The organism is Streptomyces sp. NPDC020299 (genome assembly GCF_044387825.1).
Lineage (GTDB): Bacteria > Actinomycetota > Actinomycetes > Streptomycetales > Streptomycetaceae > Streptomyces.
Genome location: NZ_JBIRWL010000003.1, coordinates 479,337 through 499,975, shown reverse-complemented (window position 1 = coordinate 499,975; position 20,639 = coordinate 479,337). Strand labels below are relative to the sequence as shown.

22 protein-coding genes are annotated in these 20,639 nt (G+C 68.9%); 6 read left to right on the top strand and 16 right to left on the bottom strand.

Annotated features, from left to right (window positions below; genetic code table 11):
* Positions 1 to 12 precede the first annotated feature (12 nt).
* Positions 13 to 144 carry a DUF397 domain-containing protein gene (locus tag ACH45E_RS10240; protein ID WP_399040479.1) on the bottom strand — a complete coding sequence of 44 codons (132 nt, stop codon included), beginning with the start codon at positions 142 to 144 and terminating at the stop codon, positions 13 to 15.
* Positions 107 to 1,021, bottom strand: coding sequence for a helix-turn-helix transcriptional regulator (locus ACH45E_RS10235; RefSeq protein ID WP_361446438.1), 915 nt, complete (start codon positions 1,019 to 1,021; stop codon positions 107 to 109). The genes ACH45E_RS10240 and ACH45E_RS10235 overlap by 38 nt, the downstream gene beginning before the upstream one ends.
* Before the next feature lie 176 nt (positions 1,022 to 1,197).
* Between ACH45E_RS10235 and ACH45E_RS10230 the strand changes: the two genes are divergently transcribed.
* Positions 1,198 to 1,662, top strand: coding sequence for an ATP-binding protein (locus ACH45E_RS10230; protein ID WP_361446332.1), 465 nt, complete (start codon positions 1,198 to 1,200; stop codon positions 1,660 to 1,662).
* A 101-nt stretch (positions 1,663 to 1,763) separates the two neighbouring features.
* Here ACH45E_RS10230 and ACH45E_RS10225 read toward each other — a convergent pair whose 3' ends face one another.
* Positions 1,764 to 2,303 (bottom strand): YbjN domain-containing protein, encoded by a 540-nt coding sequence (locus ACH45E_RS10225; RefSeq protein ID WP_361446334.1) that lies wholly within the window; start codon positions 2,301 to 2,303, stop codon positions 1,764 to 1,766.
* Positions 2,304 to 2,623: 320 nt separating this feature from the next.
* Positions 2,624 to 5,221: an ATP-dependent chaperone ClpB gene (gene clpB, locus ACH45E_RS10220; protein WP_361446336.1), complete on the bottom strand. Its 2,598-nt coding sequence runs from the start codon at positions 5,219 to 5,221 to the stop codon at positions 2,624 to 2,626.
* A 168-nt stretch (positions 5,222 to 5,389) separates the two neighbouring features.
* Here clpB and ACH45E_RS10215 point away from each other — a divergent pair, with 168 nt between their 5' ends.
* Entirely contained in the window at positions 5,390 to 5,803 is a 414-nt protein-coding gene (locus ACH45E_RS10215) for a TIGR03618 family F420-dependent PPOX class oxidoreductase (protein ID WP_361446338.1), read from the top strand.
* A 149-nt stretch (positions 5,804 to 5,952) separates the two neighbouring features.
* Here the strand turns inward: ACH45E_RS10215 and ACH45E_RS10210 are convergent, their stop codons facing one another.
* Complete coding sequence (locus ACH45E_RS10210) at positions 5,953 to 6,249, bottom strand: (2Fe-2S)-binding protein (protein WP_399040477.1); 297 nt, start codon at positions 6,247 to 6,249, stop codon at positions 5,953 to 5,955.
* 462 nt (positions 6,250 to 6,711) lie between these two features.
* Between ACH45E_RS10210 and ACH45E_RS10205 the strand changes: the two genes are divergently transcribed.
* Positions 6,712 to 7,677, top strand: a complete 966-nt coding sequence (locus ACH45E_RS10205; protein ID WP_361446342.1) for a helix-turn-helix transcriptional regulator — start codon at positions 6,712 to 6,714, stop codon at positions 7,675 to 7,677.
* Positions 7,674 to 8,666, top strand: a complete 993-nt coding sequence (locus ACH45E_RS10200) for a helix-turn-helix transcriptional regulator (protein WP_361446344.1) — start codon at positions 7,674 to 7,676, stop codon at positions 8,664 to 8,666. The genes ACH45E_RS10205 and ACH45E_RS10200 overlap by 4 nt, the downstream gene beginning before the upstream one ends.
* Here the strand turns inward: ACH45E_RS10200 and ACH45E_RS10195 are convergent.
* The 7 genes from ACH45E_RS10195 to ACH45E_RS10165 form a co-directional block, all read right to left on the bottom strand.
* Positions 8,629 to 9,675: a LuxR C-terminal-related transcriptional regulator gene (locus ACH45E_RS10195; protein ID WP_361446346.1), complete on the bottom strand. Its 1,047-nt coding sequence runs from the start codon at positions 9,673 to 9,675 to the stop codon at positions 8,629 to 8,631. The genes ACH45E_RS10200 and ACH45E_RS10195 overlap by 38 nt on opposite strands.
* A gap of 325 nt (positions 9,676 to 10,000) precedes the next feature.
* On the bottom strand, positions 10,001 to 11,107 hold the full coding sequence (locus ACH45E_RS10190) for a substrate-binding domain-containing protein (RefSeq protein WP_361446348.1): 1,107 nt from the start codon (positions 11,105 to 11,107) through the stop codon (positions 10,001 to 10,003).
* A gap of 455 nt (positions 11,108 to 11,562) precedes the next feature.
* On the bottom strand, positions 11,563 to 12,030 hold the full coding sequence (locus tag ACH45E_RS10185; RefSeq protein ID WP_361446350.1) for a heat shock protein transcriptional repressor HspR: 468 nt from the start codon (positions 12,028 to 12,030) through the stop codon (positions 11,563 to 11,565).
* 5 nt (positions 12,031 to 12,035) lie between these two features.
* Positions 12,036 to 13,238: a molecular chaperone DnaJ gene (dnaJ, locus tag ACH45E_RS10180; protein WP_361446352.1), complete on the bottom strand. Its 1,203-nt coding sequence runs from the start codon at positions 13,236 to 13,238 to the stop codon at positions 12,036 to 12,038.
* A 39-nt stretch (positions 13,239 to 13,277) separates the two neighbouring features.
* On the bottom strand, positions 13,278 to 13,937 hold the full coding sequence (gene grpE / locus ACH45E_RS10175) for a nucleotide exchange factor GrpE (RefSeq protein WP_361446354.1): 660 nt from the start codon (positions 13,935 to 13,937) through the stop codon (positions 13,278 to 13,280).
* Positions 13,934 to 15,778 carry a molecular chaperone DnaK gene (gene dnaK, locus ACH45E_RS10170; protein ID WP_361446356.1) on the bottom strand — a complete coding sequence of 615 codons (1,845 nt, stop codon included), beginning with the start codon at positions 15,776 to 15,778 and terminating at the stop codon, positions 13,934 to 13,936. Before dnaK ends, grpE begins: the two co-directional genes overlap by 4 nt.
* Before the next feature lie 94 nt (positions 15,779 to 15,872).
* Entirely contained in the window at positions 15,873 to 16,997 is a 1,125-nt protein-coding gene (locus ACH45E_RS10165; RefSeq protein ID WP_361446358.1) for an MraY family glycosyltransferase, read from the bottom strand.
* 244 nt (positions 16,998 to 17,241) lie between these two features.
* Here ACH45E_RS10165 and ACH45E_RS10160 point away from each other — a divergent pair, with 244 nt between their 5' ends.
* Positions 17,242 to 19,524 carry a (Fe-S)-binding protein gene (locus ACH45E_RS10160; RefSeq protein WP_361446360.1) on the top strand — a complete coding sequence of 761 codons (2,283 nt, stop codon included), beginning with the start codon at positions 17,242 to 17,244 and terminating at the stop codon, positions 19,522 to 19,524.
* Between the two features lie 65 nt (positions 19,525 to 19,589).
* On the opposite strand, the gene ACH45E_RS10155 is transcribed toward ACH45E_RS10160, so the two are convergent.
* The 4 genes from ACH45E_RS10155 to ACH45E_RS10140 form a co-directional block, all read right to left on the bottom strand.
* A complete protein-coding gene (locus ACH45E_RS10155) occupies positions 19,590 to 19,772 on the bottom strand; it encodes a DUF397 domain-containing protein (RefSeq protein ID WP_361446362.1) in 183 nt (60 codons plus the stop codon).
* A 157-nt stretch (positions 19,773 to 19,929) separates the two neighbouring features.
* Positions 19,930 to 20,109: a DUF397 domain-containing protein gene (locus tag ACH45E_RS10150; protein WP_361446364.1), complete on the bottom strand. Its 180-nt coding sequence runs from the start codon at positions 20,107 to 20,109 to the stop codon at positions 19,930 to 19,932.
* 22 nt (positions 20,110 to 20,131) lie between these two features.
* On the bottom strand, positions 20,132 to 20,311 hold the full coding sequence (locus ACH45E_RS10145; protein ID WP_361446365.1) for a DUF397 domain-containing protein: 180 nt from the start codon (positions 20,309 to 20,311) through the stop codon (positions 20,132 to 20,134).
* 11 nt (positions 20,312 to 20,322) lie between these two features.
* Positions 20,323 to 20,502, bottom strand: coding sequence for a Scr1 family TA system antitoxin-like transcriptional regulator (locus tag ACH45E_RS10140; RefSeq protein WP_399040475.1), 180 nt, complete (start codon positions 20,500 to 20,502; stop codon positions 20,323 to 20,325).
* On the opposite strand from ACH45E_RS10140, the gene ACH45E_RS10135 reads away from it, so the two are divergent.
* Positions 20,452 to 20,616 (top strand): hypothetical protein, encoded by a 165-nt coding sequence (locus ACH45E_RS10135; RefSeq protein ID WP_399040485.1) that lies wholly within the window; start codon positions 20,452 to 20,454, stop codon positions 20,614 to 20,616. The two genes, ACH45E_RS10140 and ACH45E_RS10135, sit on opposite strands and share 51 nt — an antisense overlap.
* Positions 20,617 to 20,639 lie beyond the last annotated feature (23 nt).

Genomic DNA, 20,639 nt, shown 5'->3' with positions numbered 1-20,639 from the left:
GTTGCCCTCCGTTCAGAGGTGGTGCCGACCGGCCTTCAACTCGTCTATGAAGGCTTCCCATGAGCGGGCTTCGAAGCACAGCGCCGGACCGTGCGGGGCCTTGCCGTCACGTACGGGGACGACGGCCCGGAGCCCGTCGGCCACCTCCACGCAGTTGCCGCCCTCCTGATTGCTGTAGCTGCTCTTGCGCCAGGCGGCGCCGTTCAGATCGGGACGGGACCTTCGCTCCACGGTGGTTGTCCTCCATCACGGATCGGATCATGTCGAGCGACATGAGCGGGGGCAGAGCTGCCGCCCGCAGCCGATCGTAGGTCAGCGCGAAGCTCCTGACCTCGTCCGGATCCTCGATGAGTTGGCCGTAGTGCGCGCCTTCGGTGTAGGCGATCTCCGAGCCGTCCGGCATGGTGAGCACCGTGAGTGAGCCGCCCATGACATCGTGCTCGCCTTGGTCGAACGGCAGTACCTGTACGGTGATGTGGGGTTCGGACGAGGTCCTGAGCAGGCGCACGAGTTGCTCACACATCACAGCCTGGCCACCGACCGGACGCCTGAGCACCGACTCGTCGAGAACCGCCCACAGTTCGGGACGATCGGCCGCGCCGAGCCGCTCCTGACGTCCCACGCGAAGGGCGACCCGCTCGTCCAACTGCTCCTTGCTACCAAGCGTTCGACCGACACTCAGCACCGCCCGTGCGTACTCCTCCGTCTGCAACAAGCCAGGCACCACATGCGCCGCGTACTCACGGATGGCCACCGCCCGCTCCGAGTACTCCATGAACCTCCGCGACCAGTCCGGAAACGCCTCCCGGTACACGTACGGCCACAACTCGACCAGCAGGTCGTCCGCGCTCAGGGCCGCGTCCAGCGCACGCGCAAGCTCCAGCGTCGGCTTCGCGCCGGACGCGCGCTCGATCTGTGTGATCCGGGTGCTCACCACGTGGGTCCGGTCGCCGAGCTCGGCCTGGGTCAGGCCGGCCGCCGTACGGAGTCTGCGGACCCGTGCGCCGAAGAGGGCCGCCATCGACGCACTGGGGTCAATTCCGTTGGCCAAAGCGTCACTTCCGTTCCTTACGGCATGAAAAGTAAGGCTGTGTCACCTGCCGAGCGTAAGGCGATCAGACGACTCTTGAGTACGGAAAGTGATGACTCGCGCACGTTGCGAGATGACTCGGCTCGACTGACAAGGACGGACAAGCCGTGCCCACAGAAACGACCACCCCGGGATACGGGCCACGCGAACTCCCCTGCTTCACCGAACAGTTCGCTTCCTCGCCCCGAGGCGCGCAGCTCGCCCGCCGGCTGGCCGTCCGGCGTATGGAGGAGTGGGGCCACCCGCCGGCGTCCGACGTGTCGTGCACGGTCGCCCTCGTCGTCGGCGAACTCGTCGCGAACGCCGTACGGCATGGCCGAGTCCCGGGACGGACCTTCGGCCTCCGGCTCGCCCTCGACGCACCCGCGGGCCTGGTGCGTGTCGAGGTCTCGGACGCGGCTTCCGAGAAGCGGCTGCCCGCGGCCCCGCCCCTGTCGGGGCCCGATGGCGAGTCCGGCCGAGGGCTGCTCCTGGTGGATGCCCTTGCCGTGCGCTGGGGGTCGGCGTCTCGTCGCCCCCTGGGCAAGACGGTGTGGGCGGAGGTGGAACTTGAGGCGTCAACTTCTGTGTAACGCCGACGGTAACGCGGTGACATGGCACGAGCCCGACCGTGGACACGCGGCCGTGCTGGCCGGTGCCCTGGCCGGGCTCTCTCACGCGTGGGACGAGAGGACTACTCCTCGTCGTCGCCCTCGCCCTCGGACTCCTCCGCTTCGTCGACCTCCTGCTCGAGGCCGAGCTGCTCGACCAGCCACTTGTCGAACTCGATCGCGGCCCGCACCCAGCTGACCGTGGAGGAGACGAAGTGGTTGAGGTCGACGCCGGTGCCGATCAGCATCTGCGCCTCGCCGATGAGGCGGACGGTGCCGTCGTCGTGGGTGTGGCTGTACACCTTGGGCCACAGGGTCCGCCGGTTCCAGTCGTCGATGGACTCCAGCAGCTGCAGCTTCTCGTCGATCTTGTGGGGACGGTCGTAGAAGGTCCGCACCGAGAAGACGGCCTGCTCGGCCTCTCCGCGGAACATGAAGTACGTACGGAACTGCTCCCACGGCGCCGCGAGGTCACCCTCGTCGTCGACGACGTACTTGAGCTCCATCTGGTCGAGGAGCTGCTTCACGAGATCCTGATCCGGGACGACGGGGCCCGCCGGTCCTTGCGGCTGCGGCTCGGGCTGGCCCCCGAAGTTCGGAATCGAGGACGGGTCGATGGTCACCGTGATTTTCCCTTCGTACGGATCCCGCCATCCTCCCTCATCCGGGGAGGGGGGTGGCAAGCCCCGACGGGGCCTGTCAGCCGTCGGCTGACATGATCCGGCCTGTTCCCAAGTAACCCGTGCGCGGAACGGGAAACGGCGGGCGTCCGTATGGGCGATGATCGGCGTCATGCGCATGCGAAGAGAGGTGCGGTGGCTGCTGTGGGGGCTGTGGTGGGGGTGCCTCGCGTTCTCCCTGTGGTTCTTCTGGATGGTGTACGTCGTCTTCACCACCCGCACCTGACCCGGCCGCCGGAACCCGGCGGCCGGGCGCGTGTCCGCTAGAGCGTCTTGCCCGTCGCCGGGCCCACGATCAGCCCGTCGCCGAAGGCGTCCACGCGGACCGTGTCGCCGTCATTGATCTCGCCGGAGAGGATCTCCTTGGCGAGGCGGTCGCCGATGGCGGTCTGGACGAGGCGGCGCAGCGGACGGGCGCCGTACGCCGGGTCGTTGCCCTCGTCTGCGAGCCAGGTCAGGGCCTCGTCGGTGATCTCCAGGGTGAGCCGCCGCTCGGCGAGCCGCTTGGCCAGCCGGTCGATCTGGAGGCGCGCGATGCGGGCCAGCTCCTCCTTGCTGAGCGCGGAGAAGACCACCAGGTCGTCCAGCCGGTTGAGGAATTCCGGCTTGAAAGAGGTCCGTACCGTCTCCAGCACCTGTTCCTTCTTCTCCGCCTCGCCGAGCACCGGGTCGACCAGGTACTGGCTGCCCAGGTTGGAGGTGAGGACGAGGATGGTGTTGCGGAAGTCGACCGTGCGGCCCTGCCCGTCCGTCAGGCGCCCGTCGTCCAGCACCTGGAGGAGGATGTCGAAGACCTCGGGGTGGGCCTTCTCGACCTCGTCGAGCAGGATCACGCTGTACGGGCGGCGGCGCACCGCCTCGGTCAGCTGGCCGCCCTCCTCGTAGCCGACGTAGCCGGGAGGCGCGCCGACCAGCCGGGCCACGCTGTGCTTCTCGCTGTACTCGGACATGTCGATGCGGACCATGGCCCGCTCGTCGTCGAAGAGGAACTCGGCGAGCGCCTTGGCCAGTTCGGTCTTGCCGACGCCGGTCGGGCCGAGGAAGAGGAAGGAACCGGTGGGCCGGTCGGGGTCGGCGATCCCGGCGCGGCTGCGGCGCACGGCGTCGGACACGGCCCGTACGGCCTCGGTCTGGCCGATGAGCCGCTTGCCGAGCTCGTCCTCCATGCGCAGCAGCTTCTGCGTCTCGCCCTCCAGCAGCCGCCCGGCCGGGATGCCGGTCCAGGAGCCCACGACGTCGGCGATGTCGTCGGAGCCGACCTCGTCCTTGACCATCGTGTCCCTGGAGGCCTCCTCCTCGGCCTCGGAGGCGGCCTCCAGCTCCTTCTCCAGACCGGGGATCTCGCCGTACAGCAGCTTGGAGGCGCTGTCGAAGTCGCCGTCGCGCTGGGCGCGTTCGGCCTGCCCGCGCAGGTCGTCGAGGCGTTCCTTGAGCTCGCCGACCCGGTTGAGGGACTGCTTCTCCTTCTCCCAGCGGGCGGTGAGGCCCCGCAGCTCCTCCTCCTTGTCGGCGAGGTCGCGGCGCAGCTTCTCCAGGCGGTCACGGGAGGCCGGGTCGGTCTCCTTGTCGAGGGCCAGCTCCTCCATGCGCAACCGGTCGACGGCACGCTGGAGTTCGTCGATCTCGACCGGAGACGAGTCGATCTCCATGCGCAGCCGCGAGGCGGCCTCGTCGACCAGGTCGATGGCCTTGTCGGGCAGGAAGCGGGAGGTGATGTAGCGGTCGGAGAGCGTGGCCGCCGCGACCAGCGCGCTGTCCGCGATCTGCACCTTGTGGTGGGCCTCGTACCGGCCCTTGAGGCCGCGCAGGATCGCGATGGTGTCCTCCACGGTCGGCTCGGCGACCAGCACCTGCTGGAAGCGCCGCTCCAGCGCCGGGTCCTTCTCGATCCGCTCCCGGTACTCGTCCAGGGTGGTCGCGCCGACCATGCGCAGCTCACCACGGGCGAGCATCGGCTTGAGCATGTTGCCGGCGTCCATCGCGGAGTCGCCGCCGGCACCCGCGCCCACGACGGTGTGCAGCTCGTCGATGAAGGTGATGATCTGGCCGTCGGAGTCCTTGATCTCGGCCAGGACGGTCTTCAGGCGCTCCTCGAACTCGCCGCGGTACTTGGCGCCCGCGACCATCGCGCCCAGGTCGAGCGCGACCAGCCGCTTGTCCTTGAGGGATTCGGGCACGTCGCCCTTGACGATCCGCTGGGCGAGGCCCTCGACGACGGCGGTCTTGCCGACGCCGGGCTCGCCGATCAGCACGGGGTTGTTCTTGGTGCGGCGGGACAGCACCTGCACGACCCGGCGGATCTCCTGGTCCCGCCCGATGACCGGGTCGAGCTTGCCGTCGCGCGCGGCGGCCGTGAAGTCGGTCCCGAACTTCTCCAGGGCCTTGTACTGGCCCTCGGGGTCCGCGGTGGTCACGCGGCGCCCTCCCCTCGCCTTCTGGAAGGCCTCCTGAAGCTTCTTCGCGGTCGCGCCCTGCCGTTCGAGCACCTCGCCCGCCGCGCCGCCCTTCGCGGCGATGCCGATGAGCAGGTGCTCGGTGGAAAGGTACTCGTCGCCGAGGTCCTTGGCGCGCTCGGTCGCGTCCGCGATGACGGCGAGCAGCTCACGGTTCGGCTGCGGAGGCGCGACGGTGGACCCGGTCACGCTGGGCAGCCCGGCGAGGACCCGCTCGGCGCCGGAACGCACGGCCGCCTGGTCGGCGTCGACGGCGGCGAGCAGGTCGGTGATGTTCTCGTTCTCCTGCCCCTGGAGCAGCGCCAGCAGCAGATGGGCGGGCGTGAGGTCCGGGTGCCCCTCGGTCACGGCTCGGTTGCCGGCCGCGTTGATCGCTTCCCGGCTCCTGTTGGTCAGCTCGGCGTCCACGTGTCCGTTCTCCTCCTCGGCGCCGGCCCGTCGGCCGGGTCTCCCACTACTGCGTCTCCCACTGCTGACTTAACCAACGTACACAAAGTTGAGTCTATTCCACTCAAGGTTCCCCGTGGTTTCGCTCAGAGTGGAGCCGGGAGCCGTTCCGGGCTAGCTTCCGGTTCCATGAGTACGTACTCCGTGGATCCGGGTGCCCCGGACGAGCCGTATCTCCGCTTCTGGCGTGAGCGGCATCTGTGCACGCTGACCACCCTGCGCCCGGACGGCAGCCCGCACGTCGTGCCCGTCGGTGTGACATACGAGCCCGGGGCTCGGCTGGCTCGGGTGATCACGAACAAGGCGAGCGCGAAGGCGGCCCATGTGCTGGCCGCCGGGCCGGAGGGCGCCCGGGTCGCCGTGTGCCAGGTGGACGGGCGGCGGTGGGCGACGCTGGAGGGGCGCGCGTACGTCCGCCGCGAACCGGAGCGGGTCGCGGAGGCGGAGCGGCGCTACGCCGAGCGCTATGAGCGGACCCCCTCCCCGAACCCGTCACGCGTAGTGATCGAGATCCGGGTGGAGCGGGCCCTCGGGCGAGGTTGAGCGCGTTTCGGCCACCATGGCGGCCTGGCCGAATATGCCGATACGGGGAAATGTCCCCACAAACGCCAGCGGCGTCACCGTGTTCAGGTCACGGTGACGCCGCTGCGGGGGGAAGCACCTGAGCGATCTTTTACGACGGGGGAATCGCGTCAGGCACTGCGGGGGGTGGCCGAGATGGTCCTCACGTCCGAGATCTCCGGCTCTGCCAGCCGGTGGTCGCGTCGGTCCAGGTTCACAAAGATCATTCCGTATCGGATGGCACATCGCACGGGCTGTGGCGCCCCTCGGGGCTTCCGCAGGCACCGGTACGCCCGCACGTCCTCGTCCTCGTCCCGCGTGACGACGACCGGCTCTCCGAAGACGGTCACCATCAGCGAGTCGCCGCTGTGGGGGATGGCGGTGACCAGGTCGATGAAGTGCCAGCCGGAGCGATAGGCGGTGGCCATCTCGCGGCGGAAGGAACGGTCGTCGGGCGGAGTCGTCACGTCAGCTCCCGGCTCCGCCTGCCGCCGCTCCGGGGTTCACAGCCACCGAGGGCCACTCGGTGACCGCCAGGACCTGGCCCTTTCCAGCCGAGGGCCACTCGGTTACCGCCTGGAGCTGAGTCTTCCCGACCGACGGCCACTCAGTTACCGCCTGAGCGCCGCCCTTCGCGCCGGAGACGCCGCTCAACACCCCCAGGGCCGCGGCGGCGGAAAAGCCGGCGACGAGCACCGAGCGAAACAGTCTGTTACGCATAGTCGGCTTCATCCTCACTTGAAGGTCCCCTTTTCCCCCGTCAGGTACGACGATGGCTCATTCGGGCACGTGGTGGCCACAGAATCAGTGCATCATGTTCCTGCATGTTCAGGATATTGGGGGGTGGAGATTTGGTGACGAATCGGTCAGAAGCGGCACATCCCCATGCGATGACCCACCTGTGTGAAGAAGGCAGCCGCCTCTACGCCACCGCTCTCAGTACGGGACGCATCGCCCGCTCGGACACGGACGCCGCCCCCTGCCTGATCGAATTCGCCCTGCTCCACCCCGATCCCGACGACCCGGCCTGGTTGCGCCCGGTGCCCCCGGCGGTCGCCCTCGCCCAACGACTCAACCCCATCGAGCGGGAGATAGCCGAGCACAGGCGCCTGTCCGTCCAACTCGCCGACGTGTTCGAGCCCTTCATGGCCCTCAGCACGGTGGTGACGACGACCAGCGACTCCATCACGGTGCTGGAAGGCAGCGACCGGATCAACGCGGCCCTCAACCTCGCCACCTCCCAGTGCCAGACCGAACTCGTCACGGTGCAGCCGTCCGACCGCATCTCGGAGACCAGTCTGCTCCAGGGCCTGGAGCGGGACCGGCCCCTGATCGAACGTGGTGTGAAGATTCGGAGCCTGTATCAGCACACGGCCCGCTACAACCCGGAGAAACTGGCCTACGCCGCCCATCTGTCGGACGGCAAGATCGAGTACCGCACGATCGACGAACTGGTCGAGCGCCTGATCATCTCCGACGGCACCGTCGCCTTCATCCCGGTCCGCGACGACCACAAAATCGCGCTGGAGCTGCGCCACCCCGGCCTGGTCCGCTACCTCATGAAGGTCTTCGAGTATCTGTGGGACCGGGCCGTCCCGATGAGCGCCGGCGGCCCGTACGAGGTCGACTCCGAGGGCATCACCGAGATCCAGCACTCCATCGCCAAGCTCCTGGTGGAAGGCCATGTCGACGAGGCCATCGCACGCCGCCTGGGCATGAACGTACGAACCTGCCGCGCCCACATCGCCAAGCTGGCCCAGGCCCTCGGCAGCGGCAGCCGTGCCCAACTCGGCTACCGCATCGCCCAGTCCGGGATACTGGACCAGTCGATTCCGGGGGAGGGCGTCACCCGGTGACGAACCCGGGCACCGAGCACACCGAGCACTCCGTCGAGGAGTTGTGCCCCGCGGGGGTGAAACTCTACGAACAGGCCCTGCGCGAAGGGCACATCTCCGCCCAGGAGGCCGTCGGCACCCCCTGCCTCCTTGACCACGGCCTGCTCCACCCGACCGTCGAGGACCTCGGCCGACTGGAGCCCATCACCCCCGCCATCGCCCTGAACCGGCTGTTGCGCGGCTCCCGGGCTCGTGTCGATGAGGAACGGCGCCGCGAGAACCGACTGGTCGAACAGTTCGAGACCCTGATACGGATCGACGGCCGGCACCCCTCGGCGGACGCCCCGACCCTGCGGCTCCTGCACGGCACCCGGCGGATCAACCAGGCCCTCACCGAGGCCATGGCCGAGGCCGAGGACGAAGTCCTGTGCATCCAGCCGCACACCGGAATCGTCGGCGAGCGCGGCGACATCGCCCACTCCCTCGCCTACGAACGCGACCAGGCGTTCCTCGACCGCGGCGGCCGCAACCGCGCCCTGTATCAGCACAGCATGCGCCATCTGCCGAGCGTCTGCGCCTATGTCGAGCAGCTGAAGGGCGACACCGAGGGCCGCAGCCTCGACGAGCTGACCGACCGTCTCGTCGTCATCGACCGCTCGGTCGCCTTCATCCCCGCGGACGACGAGGGCGGCCTCGCCCTGGAAGTGCGCCATCCGGCGCTGATCAAGTACTTCGTCACGACCTTCGAGGTCCTCTGGCAGCTGGCCACCCCGATGTTCCCCAAGGCCGAGCGCCGACCGTCGTACAACGGGGTCACGCCCCGTCAGCGGGCCATCGCCGCCCTCCTCGTCGAGGGCCACACCGACGCCGTCATCGCCGACCGCCTCGGCATGAACGTGCGCACCGCCCGCGACCACATAGCCAAGCTCGCCGCCCTCCTCGGCAGCGAGAGCCGTGCCCAGCTCGGCTATCTCATCGCACGGTCGGGGATTCTCGACCCGGAAGGGTGACCGCGGCCGGCGCCGCCGTGCGGGGTGGGCCGTCCAGGCCCACCTGGGCTATGCGTACGCCCAGTTGGGTACGGCTGGCTGCCCCCAGGGTCTCCGACAGGCGGGCGATGTGGGCACGGCAGGTGCGGACGCTGATACCGAGCCGCTCGGCGATCACCGCGTCCTGGTGGCCCTCCGCGAGCAGAGCCGCGATGGACTGTTCGCGGTGGGAGATGCCCTCGATGCCGGTGTCGGGCAGCGGCGCGGTCAGCGGTATCGCCAGCCGCCACAGTCTTTCGAAAACCGTCACCAGGTATTCGACCAGCGCGGGGTGGCGCAGCTCCAGCGCCATCGTCCGGTCGGCGTTGGCGGGGATGAAGGCCACCGTGCGGTCGAAGAGGATCAGCCGGTCGATGACCTCGTCCAGGGTGCGGGCCTCGACCGCGTCACCCATCAGCTCCAGGTAGTTCAGCAGCCCCTGCCCGTGCCGGGCCACGTGCGTGTACAGGTCGCGCATGCGCACACCCCGGCCGCGCAGCTCCAGCGCCCGGTGCAGGCCCTCGGTGAGCTCCGCCTCCCGCCGGATGCCGCCGGGCTGCACGGTGAGCACCTCGGTGGTGCACGCCTCGGTCGCCTCGTCCATCGCGGCCTGGATCCGTGACAGCCCGTCCAGGACGCGGATGGCGGTGCCCTCCGCCGAGGCCGCCGCGGAGGCCTGCAACTGCCGTCCCAGGCCCGCGTAGCGCTCGAAGGCGGCCACCGCCGAGCCCACCCGCCGCTGGCTGTCCCTGACCTCGTCGTACACCCCGCGCAGCAGCCGGGTCATGACCTCCTGCGGGGAGGTCGGCACCAGCCAGTCCATGTCGTCGGGGTCGGGGTGCAGCAGCGCCAGGTCCAGCAGGCAGGACACCGCCTCGGCGTCCGCGCGCGCCACACGGCCGCGCCGTACGGCCCGGGAATACACGCGGTCCCCGGCCTCGCACAGTCGGTCGGCACCGTGGGGATGCTCCTCCGTCCCGTGCCCGGCCATCGCCCATTCCACCCCTGGTTTGCTGCCACATCCGCAGCGCAACTATGCGCGGCCCCGACCGGGTCCGCAACACGGCTCTCCGGGCCACGGCCGCCGTAAACCACCGGAATGACCCGCTATCCTCCGGCCCCCGCCCATCACATCGCAACAAGCTGAGGGGGGCGGAATCGAACGCCACAGGGGGCGTCATGGTGTCCGCCGGAACGCGACAAGGCGCCCACCCTCGCGGGTGAACGCCTTGTACCGCGGCACATTGACCGGGAAGCGGGATACTTCGAAGTGGCTGCTTCGAAGTGGCTGCTTCGAAGTGGCTGCTTAGAGTGGGCTACTTCAGACCGATGGACGCGCAGGCCGCCTTGTACTTGGCCGTGCAGATGTCGTCCACCTTGTAGATGCCGTCCGCGATGACTGTGCTCTTGATGGTCTTCCGCGTCAGGGCGTTCACCGTGACCAGCTGGGCGGGGATGTCCTTGTCGGTCGGGCTGTCGACCTTGTCGCGGGTGAGGGCGTCGAACTGGATGTCATGGCCCTGGATCCGGGCGACGGCCATCTCGGCGGCGGCCTCGGCCTCGTCCGGGTAGGGCTTGTAGACGCTCATGTACTGCTCGCCGGAAACCACCCGCTGCACCGCCGTCAGCTCCGCGTCCTGACCGGTGACGGGGGGCACGGTGGTGACGCCCGCGTTCTTGAACGCCTCGACGATGCCGCCGGCCATGGCGTCGTTCGCGGAGTAGACGGCGGCGATGTTGTCCTTGCCGATCGAGTTGATCGCCTTGGTCATCTCGGTCCGGGCGAGCTTCGGGTCCCACTTGTCGGTGTCGTAGCTCGCGGCGATGGTCACCTTGCCGTTGAGCTCGGAGAGCGCGCCCTGCTTGAACTGCTTGGCGTTCGGGTCGGTGGGCGAGCCGTTGATCATGACGACCTTGTCGGAGGTGTCGGCCTGCGAGCCCAGCGCCTCGAGCAGCGTGCGGGCCTGCACCTCGCCGACGAGCTCGTTGTCGAAGGAGACGTACGCGTCGATCGGGCCCTCGGACAGCCGGTCGTAGGCGATGACCGGGATGCCCGCGTCCTTGGCCTTCTTCACGGTGGGCGCGATGAGGTGCGAGTCGACGGCGTCGAGGATGATGACGTCGACCTTGTCGTCGATCATCTTCTGCATCTGGGCGGTCTGCACCTTCGCGTTGGCACCCGCGTTCTGGTACTCGGTCTTGCCCTGCTTCTTGGTGAGCTCCGTGACCTTGGCCTTGATGATCGGGTAGTCGAACTCCGCGTACCGCGTGTTCGTCTTCTCCGGCATCAGCACGCCCACGGTGATGTCGTTGCCCTTCGTCGGGCTTGCGTCGCTCGAGCTCCCCGTCGCGTTCAGCACACCGCAGCCGGCGAGCGAGAGGGAGATCGTGGTGGCGGCCACGGAGAGGGCGATACGACGCATTCGAGGGCTCACTTCAGGTGCGTTCGGGACGTGGCGGCTCCTATGCCACCCAGATGTCTGAAAAGCCAACGCGGAGGCCCCCACCGGCGTCAAGCGGAATCACTTAACGAGTGCGCAACACCACGCTCCGCTGCACCTGTGAAGGCTCAGCGGAATCGCCTCCAAACGCCCTTTACGGGCCCTCCACCCAACGGGAGTTCACGTGGAGGCAAAGAGCAGTACAACCGACTCCGTCCCTCCCGGGCCGTGATCGTCGGCAACACGAACGCCTGCCGGGTCGTCGTACAGCCCGAGCAGAGGATCGAACGAACCCGGCCAGACGCAGTGACAGACACGACGACAGAGAAACGACAGACAAACGACAGACACAACGACAGCCGCACCGCCACCCGCTGACGGGCCGCACGGAAAAGGGCCCGGAGTCGCCTCCGGGCCCTCTGCCGCACATGGGCGGGTCAGTCGCTCTGCTGCTGCCGCTTCGGCCGCCAGACCACCAGGGCGCTGGTCTGCTGGACCTCCTGGTACGGGACCAGGTCCCGCCGGTAGGAGGCGTGCACGGCGGCCTCGCGCTGGCGCATGGTGGCCGCGGCCCCGTCGAGGGCCGCCTGCATTTCCGCCACACGGGACTGGAGGGCGGCGACCTGGTTCTCCAGTTCGATGATGCGCTTGATGCCGGCCAGGTTGATGCCCTCGTCCTGCGACAACTGCTGGACGGTGCGCAGCAGTTCGATGTCGCGGGCCGAGTAGCGGCGGCCCCGGCCCGGAGTGCGGTCGGGCGAGACCAGCCCCAGGCGGTCGTACTGGCGCAGCGTCTGGGGGTGCAGGCCGGAGAGCTGGGCCGCCACCGAGATGACGTAGACCGGGGTTTCCTCGGTCAGTTCATACGGCCCACGGAAATTGTCACTGCGTCGACGGCCGTCCATCCCACTCAAGCTCCCTTCGCAGCCTCGAACAGCTCGGCCCGCGGGTCCTCGCCCGCGGTCGCCTCGCGATACGCCTCGAGCGCGTCACGAGCCTTCCCCGTCACGTCCCTGGGAACACTCACCTCGACGGTGACCAACAGGTCGCCGCGGGTGCCGTCCTTGCGGACCGCGCCCTTGCCCCGCGCCCGCATGGTGCGGCCGTTGGGCGTGCCCGGCGGCAGCTTCAGCGTGACGGCGGGGCCGCCGAGGGTCGGGACCCGGACCTCGCCGCCGAGGGCAGCCTCGGCGAACGTCACCGGGACGGTCACCGTGAGGTTGTCGCCCCTGCGGCCGAACACCGGGTGCTCGCCGACGTGCACGACCACGTACAGGTCGCCCGCCGGTCCGCCCCGCTCGCCGGGCGCGCCCTTGCCGCGCAGCCGGATGCGCTGCCCGTCGGTGACGCCGGCCGGGATGCGGACCTGCATGGTGCGGGAGGACTTGGCCCGGCCGCTGCCCTTGCACTCCAGGCAGGGGTGCTCGGCCATCAGGCCGCGTCCCTTGCAGTCGGGGCAGGGGTCGGTGAGGGAGAACCCTCCCCCGGAGCCCCGGGCCACCTGGCCGGTGCCGACGCAGGTCGGGCACACGCGGGGCGTGCCGTTCTTGTCGCCGGTGCCCGAACAGGCCTTGCACGGTGCCTGCGAGGACATCCTGAGCGGGACCGTGGCCCCCTCGATGGCCTCCGTGAAGCTCAGCGTGACCTCGGACTCGATGTCCTGGCCGCGCCGGGGCTGGGTGCGCGTGGTGCCCGCGCCGCCGCCCCGGTTGAACAGGCCCCCGAAGACGTCACCGATTCCGCCGCCGAAGCCGCCGCCCCCGCCCTGGGGGCCGCCGGCGCCGCCCGCGCCGCCCGCGCCGCCTCCGAAGAGGTCGCCCAGGTCGAAGTTGAACGATCCGCCGCCCGCGCCCGGCCCCGGGCGGAAGCCCCCGTTGCCGAACAGGGCGCGTGCCTCGTCGTACTCCTTGCGCTTCTTCGGGTCACCGAGGATGTCGTTCGCCTCGGAGATCTCCTTGAAGCGGTCCTCGGCCTTGGCGTTGCCCTTGTTGGCGTCCGGGTGGAACTCGCGGGCGAGCTTCCGGTACGCCTTCTTGATCTCGGCCTCGGTGGCGTCCTTGGGGACGCCGAGGACCTTGTAGTAGTCCTTCTCGATGAAGTCCTTGGTGCTCATCCCCGACGCCCCTCCTTCCCTGCTCGGTTCGTGTCGACGTCAGCCCTCCTCCGGGCCACCGCTCTCCTTGTCATCAGCCGCCGGGCTCTCCTCGGACCCCTCGGCCTTGACCGTCTGCGCCCCGGGCTGCGGTTCGGCCACGGCCACCCGCGCGGGGCGGATGGTGCGCTCGCCGATGCGATACCCGGGCTGCAGAATCGCCACGCACGTCGTCTCGGTGACGTCCGGCGCGTAGCTGTGCATCAGGGCCTCGTGGATCGTCGGGTCGAAGGGCTCGCCCTCCTTGCCGAACTGCTGGAGGCCCATCTTGGCGGCGACGGTCTCCAGCGACTCGGCGACCGACTTGAAGCCGCCGACGAGTTCGCCGTGTTCCCGCGCGCGGCCGATGTCGTCCAGCACGGGCAGGAGCTCGGTCAGGAGGTTCGCGATGGCGATCTCCTTGACCGTGATCCGGTCGCGCTCCACGCGGCGGCGGTAGTTCTGGTACTCGGCCTGGAGTCGCTGGAGGTCCGCGGTGCGCTCACCGAGCGCGGTGCGCACCTGGTCCAGCTGGGCCACCAGGCCCGCTGTCTGGCTCGCGTCCCCGGCCGGGGCCGCCTGCTCCTTGGAGGAGGAGGCGGCCTTCGGCTCGGCGTCTTCAGGGGTGGCGCCGGAGGGGACGTCGGGCTTCTCCTCGAAGCCCGGGGTCTCCTCCGTCACGCGGCACCGTCCTTGCGCTCGTCGTCGACGATCTCCGCGTCGACGACGTCGTCGTCGGCCTTGGCCTCACCGGCACCGGCGGACTCAGCCCCGGCGGCCTGCGAAGCCTGGGCGTCGGCGTACATGGCCTGGCCGAGCTTCTGGGAGACGGCCGCGACCTTCTCCGTGGCGGTGCGGATCTCGGCGGTGTCCTCGCCCTTGAGGGCTTCCTTCAGCTCGCCGATCGCGTCCTCGACCTCGGTCTTGATCTCGCCGGGGACCTTGTCCTCGTTGTCCTTGAGGAACTTCTCGGTCTGGTAGACGAGCTGCTCGCCCTGGTTGCGGGACTCGGCGGCCTCGCGGCGGGCGTGGTCCTCCTCCGCGTACTTCTCGGCCTCCTGGCGCATGCGGTCGACCTCGTCCTTCGGCAGCGAGGAGCCGCCGGTGACGGTCATCTTCTGCTCCTTGCCGGTGCCGAGGTCCTTCGCCGTGACGTGCATGATGCCGTTGGCGTCGATGTCGAAGGAGACCTCGATCTGCGGGACGCCACGCGGCGCCGGCGGCAGACCGGTCAGCTCGAACATGCCGAGCTTCTTGTTGTAGGCCGCGATCTCGCGCTCGCCCTGGTAGACCTGGATCTGCACGGACGGCTGGTTGTCCTCGGCCGTCGTGAAGATCTCCGACCGCTTGGTCGGGATGGTCGTGTTGCGCTCGATGAGCTTGGTCATGATGCCGCCCTTGGTCTCGATACCGAGGGACAGCGGGGTGACGTCGAGGAGCAGGACGTCCTTGACCTCGCCCTTGAGGACACCGGCCTGGAGCGAGGCGCCGATGGCGACGACCTCGTCCGGGTTCACACCCTTGTTGGCCTCCTTGCCGCCGGTGAGCTCCTTGACGAGCTCGGCCACGGCGGGCATACGGGTGGAACCGCCGACGAGGACGACGTGGTCGATCTCGCCGAGGGCGATGCCGGCGTCCTTGATGACGTTGTGGAACGGCGTCTTGCAGCGCTCCAGCAGGTCCGCGGTCAGCTGCTGGAACTGGGCGCGGGTGAGCTTCTCGTCCAGGTGCAGCGGGCCCTCGGCGGACGCGGTGATGTAGGGCAGGTTGATCGAGGTCTCGCTGGACGAGGACAGCTCGATCTTGGCCTTCTCGGCGGCCTCGCGGAGGCGCTGGAGGGCCATCTTGTCCTTGGCCAGGTCCACGCCGTGACCGGACTTGAACTGCTGCACCAGGTAGTCGACGACGCGCTGGTCCCAGTCGTCACCACCGAGGTGGTTGTCACCGTTGGTGGCCTTCACCTCGACGACGCCGTCGCCGATCTCCAGCAGGGACACGTCGAAGGTGCCGCCACCGAGGTCGAAGACGAGGATCGTCTGGTCGTCCTTGTCGAGGCCGTACGCGAGCGCGGCCGCGGTCGGCTCGTTGACGATGCGCAGGACGTTCAGACCGGCGATCTCGCCGGCCTCCTTCGTCGCCTGGCGCTCGGAGTCGTTGAAGTACGCCGGGACGGTGATGACCGCGTCGGTCACCTTCTCGCCCAGGTAGGACTCGGCGTCGCGCTTCAGCTTCTGCAGGATGAAGGCGGAGATCTGCTGCGGGTTGAAGGGCTTCCCGTCCAGCTCCATCTTCCAGTCGGTGCCCATGTGGCGCTTGACGGACCGGATGGTCCGGTCCACGTTGGTGACCGCCTGGCGCTTGGCGACCTCGCCGACGAGCACCTCGCCGTTCTTGGCGAAGGCGACGACGGACGGCGTGGTCCTGGCACCCTCGGCGTTGGTGATGACGGTGGGCTCGCCGCCTTCGAGAACGCTGACGACGGAGTTAGTCGTGCCCAGGTCGATGCCGACCGCACGTGCCATGGTGAATTCCTCCAGCTGACTTGAGTGGAACAGGCTCAAGTGTGCACGAGGGGGCCCGCCCGGTCAACAGACATGAGTCGGGCGGACTCAAGTCTTATCCGTTCCTTACACGCAAGGCGCCGCTGACCTGCGCGGATGTCCGGGTGGACGTATGCGCGGAGGGTTGCGCGGCCACCCGAATGCCCGTCTGCGCCGGCGCTCGCACACCCGTCTGCGTGGCTGTCCGCATGCCCGTCTGCGTGGCCGTCCGGCGGCGCCCGTAGGCGGGTACGCGCAGCAGCCCGAGCACCACCACGGACGCCCCGCCGACCACCCACAGCACGGCCGGCTCCCCCGCCCAGCCGCTGTGTACGAGCACCCCGACGACCACCGCCGCGAAGGCCCCGGCTCCCAGCAGCACGGTGGCCCCCGGCGGGGTGAGCCCGAGCCTCCGCAGCCGGTGGGCCAGGTGGTCGGGCCCGCCGCGCAGCAGCGGGCGCCGGGCCATCAGCCGGGAGAGGACCACGAGGACCACGTCCGCGGTGGCGACGGCGGTGAGCGGGAACAGCACCCGCACGCTGGACCCGAGCGGGTACCCCGCCCGGGCGAACACCGTGGCGGCGGCGAGCAGGAAGCCGGTGAACAGCGACCCGCAGGCGCCGAGCCCGATCCGCGCGGGCGGCCAGTTGTGCATGAGGAACCCGGTGAGGGCGGCGGCGAGCACGCTCAGCAGCACCGCCAGCCCGTCCATCACCTCGGCCGCCGCGCACGCCCCCGCCCCGAAGGCCGTCACCACACCGACCGTTCCCGCGAGCCCGTCGGCGTGGTCCAGCGCCCGGAAGGCGAGCGTGACGAAGACGATCCAGCCCACCGCCAGCAGCCCGGCGAGCAGCCCCGTCTCCTCGTACGGCACGACACAGGCCGCCGCCACCGCCGCACCGGCGACCAGTACCCGCGCCCGCAGCCGCCACACATCGGCGACCAGCCCGAGCGCGGCGACCCCGGCCCCGGCGACCAGCAGGTCCCCCACTCCGTCCCCGAGCGGCGCGACCCGAGACCACTGCCCCATACCGGCGACGAGGCAGGTGACGGCCACCACGGCCAGTCCCCCGAACAGCGGCATGGGCCGCTGCCGCCGCCGGTCGACGACCCCGGCCCGCAGGACCGGCCCTCTCAGCAGCGCCGCGAGCACGGCGGTCAGGAGGAGGGCGGTGGTGGCGGCGAGGATCCCGTAGAGCACGGCAATAAATTAGGCGCGAAAGGAGCGATTGTGGATGAATAACACGATCAGATTGCCCGCCGAGTGGGCGGCTCCATCGCGGGAAGGACCTCCACCCAGGGGCCACCCAGGCACGCCTCAGCGACCCAGATCACCCCGCGCCCGGCTGCATCCGGACGGAAGATGGGGGTAGTCTCAGACGGACTGCATAAGTTACCGCTTAGTAATGTTGCTCAGTTAATTCGAGGCCGCCTCAGGAGCCCCAATGCAACTCGCCGCGATCATCGTGTCGCTGGTCCTGATCGTGGTCGGCGTGGCACTGTTCGGCCGCGCCCTCCTGCAGATCTACAACTTCATGCGGCTGGGCCAGCCGGTACCGGCCGGCACGCGGACCAACGATCCCACACAGCGCACCATCACCGTGGTCAGGGAGTTCCTCGGCCACACCCGGATGAACCGCTGGGGCATCGTCGGCGTGGCGCACTGGTTCGTGGCGGTGGGCTTCTTCACCCTGCTGCTGACGATCGTCAACGCGATCGGCCAGCTGTTCCAGGCCGACTGGATCCTGCCGGTCCTCGGCGACTGGGCACCGTACAACGTGTACGTCGAGTTCATCGGCACCATGACGGTGGTCGGCATCCTCGCCCTGATCGCCATACGCCAGCTGAACCACCCGCGCAACCCGGGCCGCAAGTCCCGCTTCGCCGGCTCCAACTTCGGCCAGGCGTACTTCGTCGAGGCCGTCATCCTCATCGTCGGTGTCTGCATCTTCATGCTGCACGCCCTCGAAGGCGCCCAGCACCACGTGGACGGCTACGAGGCGTCGTTCTTCATCTCGTACCCGGTGGTGCACTGGCTCGCGGGCATGGACGTCTCCACGCTCCAGAACCTCACCTACTTCTTCGCCGGCCTGAAGATCGCGACCTCGTTCATCTGGATGATCACGGTCGCCCTGAAGACCGACATGGGCGTGGCCTGGCACCGCTTCCTCGCCTTCCCGAACATCTGGTTCAAGCGGAACGCGACCGGCGAGACCTCCCTGGGCGCCCTGCTCCCGATGACGAGCGGCGGCAAGCCGATCAACTTCGAGGACCCGGGCGACGACGACGTCTTCGGCGTCTCGCAGGTCGAGCAGTTCTCCTGGAAGGGCCTGCTCGACTTCTCCACCTGCACCGAGTGCGGCCGCTGCCAGTCGCAGTGCCCCGCCTGGAACACCGGCAAGCCGCTCTCCCCCAAGCTCCTGATCATGTCCCTGAGGGACCACGCGCACGCCAAGGCGCCCTACCTGCTCGCGGGTGGCGGCAAGACCATGGAGGGCGAGGAGAAGGCGTCCGAGGAGCAGCTGAAGGACGTCCCCGCCGCCGCCCTGGCGGAGGCCGAGCGCCCGCTGATCGGCACCGCGGAAGAGAACGGCGTCATCGACCCGGACGTGCTGTGGTCCTGCACCACCTGCGGCGCCTGCGTCGAGCAGTGCCCCGTCGACATCGAGCATGTCGACCACATCGTCGACATGCGCCGCTACCAGGTCATGATCGAATCGGCCTTCCCCTCCGAGGCGGGCACGATGCTCAAGAACCTGGAGAAGAAGGGCAACCCCTGGGGCCTGGCCAAGAAGCAGCGCCTGGAGTGGCTCAAGGAGGTCGACTTCGAGGTCCCGGTCGTCGGCAAGGACATCGAGGACCTCTCCGAGGTCGAGTACCTGTACTGGGTCGGCTGCGCCGGCGCCCTCGAGGACCGCGCCAAGAAGACCACCAAGGCCTTCGCCGAACTCCTCCACATCGCGGGCGTCAAGTTCGCGATCATGGGCGGCGACGAGAAGTGCACCGGTGACTCGGCGCGCCGCCTCGGCAACGAGCCCCTGTTCCAGGAGCTCGGCATGGAGAACGTGATGGCCCTGAACACGGCGTTCGGCGAGGAGCTGGACGACGACGGCAAGGTCACACCGGAGTCCGCGAAGCCGAAGTCGGCGAAGAAGATCGTCGCCACCTGCCCGCACTGCCTGAACACCCTCGGCAACGAGTACCCGCAGCTCGGCGGCGACTACGAGGTCATCCACCACACCCAGCTGCTCCAGCACCTCGTCGACGAGGGCAAGCTGATCCCGGTCACCCCGGTCGAGGGCATCATCACCTACCACGACCCGTGCTACCTGGGCCGCCACAACAAGATCTACACGCCCCCGCGCGAGATCATCGCCAAGGTCCCGGGCCTGCGCAACGAGGAGATGCACCGTCACAAGGAGCGCGGCTTCTGCTGCGGCGCCGGCGGTGCGCGGATGTGGATGGAGGAGCGGATCGGCAAGCGCATCAACAACGAGCGCGTCGACGAGGCCCTGTCCCTGAACCCGGACATCGTCTCCACGGCGTGCCCCTTCTGCCTCGTGATGCTGACCGACTCGGTCAACGGCAAGAAGAACGATGGCAAGGCCAAGGAGTCCATCCAGGTCGTCGACGTCGCCCAGCTCCTCCTCGACTCGGTCAAGACCCCGGTCGACCCGGCGGGCGAGGCCGAGACGGAGAGCGAGCCGGAGCCGGAGCCGGTGAAGTAATCACCCCGTTCGGTACGACCGACGCCCCGCACCTGTTCCTGGTGCGGGGCGTCGTCGTGTCGGGGCTACTCCCGGCGCAGGTGGCGTATCAGAGCGGTGAGCTGGGGCCGGGTGGCGTGGAGGACGGTTGCGGGGTCTTCGCTCTCGCGGAGAAGGATCGATTCCGGAGTGGCGGCGACCTCGACGCAGTCGGAGGAATCTCCGCCGCCGGAAAAGGAGGACTTCTGCCAGATCGTGCCCAGGGTCATATCGGAACCTTTCGCAATGCGGCACCGCCGTTCGCAGCTCGGCTCAGCTGCCCCAATTGGAAGACATGGGCCACGCCAAAGCCTCGCGACCTGCGGCTTTGCGGCTCGCGGTCGGCCCATACCTTCCAATTACGGGAAGCGTGCCGCGTCAAGTGGCCTACTCCGGACGCAGGTGGTCCAGCAGAGCGGCCAGTTGAGGTCGAGACGTGCTGAGCATGGTCCCGGGGTGATCGCTCTCGCGGAGAAGGATCGACTCCAAGGTGGCGGCGAGTTCGACGCAGTCGTCGGAGTCGCCCCCGCCCGAGAAGGAGGACTTCTGCCAGGCGCTCCCTACCATGCTGGTCCCTTCTGGCGGGAGCTCACTCAGGACGCAGATGCCTTATCAGTGCGGCTAGTTGGGGTCGCGAGGTGTTGAGGACGGTCCTGAGGTCGTCGCTCTCGCGCAGAAGGATTGCTTCCGGGGTGGCGGCGATCTCGACACAGTTGGAGGAATCCCCGCCGCCGGAGAAGGAGGACTTCTGCCAGATCATGTCCTGCATATCGGGCCCTTTCACATCCGCTGAACGAGACGCTCGATGAAGTCCCTTGCCTCTACGACTCCCAGCGCAGCCCCTTCCACCATCCGGAACACCTCTCGGTACCGGTGGAGCTGCGCTGACGCGTCCAGCAAGGCACCGCCGTGCGGAGTATCAACCAGCACAGTGTCCAACTGGCCGGACGCGGGCTGCACCTGGTCCAGGCGTACGCCGACGACTGGGGCTGGTTCCACGTCAACGGCCCTCAGCGCAAGGACGGGAACGGCAAGTACGTGTGGTGCGAACTGGCCGCGAAACCCGCGGAGTAGGACACCCCGTGGGGCAAACCCCC

What these genes read in the sequence shown, in the direction of transcription:
- ACH45E_RS10235 (WP_361446438.1), bottom strand. Translation starts at nt 1,021, where the DNA reads ATGGCGGCCCTCTTCGGCGCACGGGTCCGCAGACTCCGTACGGCGGCC.
- ACH45E_RS10215 (WP_361446338.1), top strand. Translation starts at nt 5,390, where the DNA reads ATGAGTACGTACTCCGTGGATCCGGGTGCCCCGGACGAGCCGTATCTC.
- ACH45E_RS10210 (WP_399040477.1), bottom strand. Translation starts at nt 6,249, where the DNA reads ATGGCCACCGCCTATCGCTCCGGCTGGCACTTCATCGACCTGGTCACC.
- ACH45E_RS10205 (WP_361446342.1), top strand. Translation starts at nt 6,712, where the DNA reads ATGACCCACCTGTGTGAAGAAGGCAGCCGCCTCTACGCCACCGCTCTC.
- ACH45E_RS10195 (WP_361446346.1), bottom strand. Translation starts at nt 9,675, where the DNA reads ATGGCCGGGCACGGGACGGAGGAGCATCCCCACGGTGCCGACCGACTG.
- ACH45E_RS10190 (WP_361446348.1), bottom strand. Translation starts at nt 11,107, where the DNA reads ATGCGTCGTATCGCCCTCTCCGTGGCCGCCACCACGATCTCCCTCTCG.
- ACH45E_RS10185 (WP_361446350.1), bottom strand. Translation starts at nt 12,030, where the DNA reads ATGGACGGCCGTCGACGCAGTGACAATTTCCGTGGGCCGTATGAACTG.
- dnaJ (WP_361446352.1), bottom strand. Translation starts at nt 13,238, where the DNA reads ATGAGCACCAAGGACTTCATCGAGAAGGACTACTACAAGGTCCTCGGC.
- dnaK (WP_361446356.1), bottom strand. Translation starts at nt 15,778, where the DNA reads ATGGCACGTGCGGTCGGCATCGACCTGGGCACGACTAACTCCGTCGTC.
- ACH45E_RS10160 (WP_361446360.1), top strand. Translation starts at nt 17,242, where the DNA reads ATGCAACTCGCCGCGATCATCGTGTCGCTGGTCCTGATCGTGGTCGGC.
- ACH45E_RS10155 (WP_361446362.1), bottom strand. Translation starts at nt 19,772, where the DNA reads ATGACCCTGGGCACGATCTGGCAGAAGTCCTCCTTTTCCGGCGGCGGA.
- ACH45E_RS10150 (WP_361446364.1), bottom strand. Translation starts at nt 20,109, where the DNA reads ATGGTAGGGAGCGCCTGGCAGAAGTCCTCCTTCTCGGGCGGGGGCGAC.
- ACH45E_RS10145 (WP_361446365.1), bottom strand. Translation starts at nt 20,311, where the DNA reads ATGCAGGACATGATCTGGCAGAAGTCCTCCTTCTCCGGCGGCGGGGAT.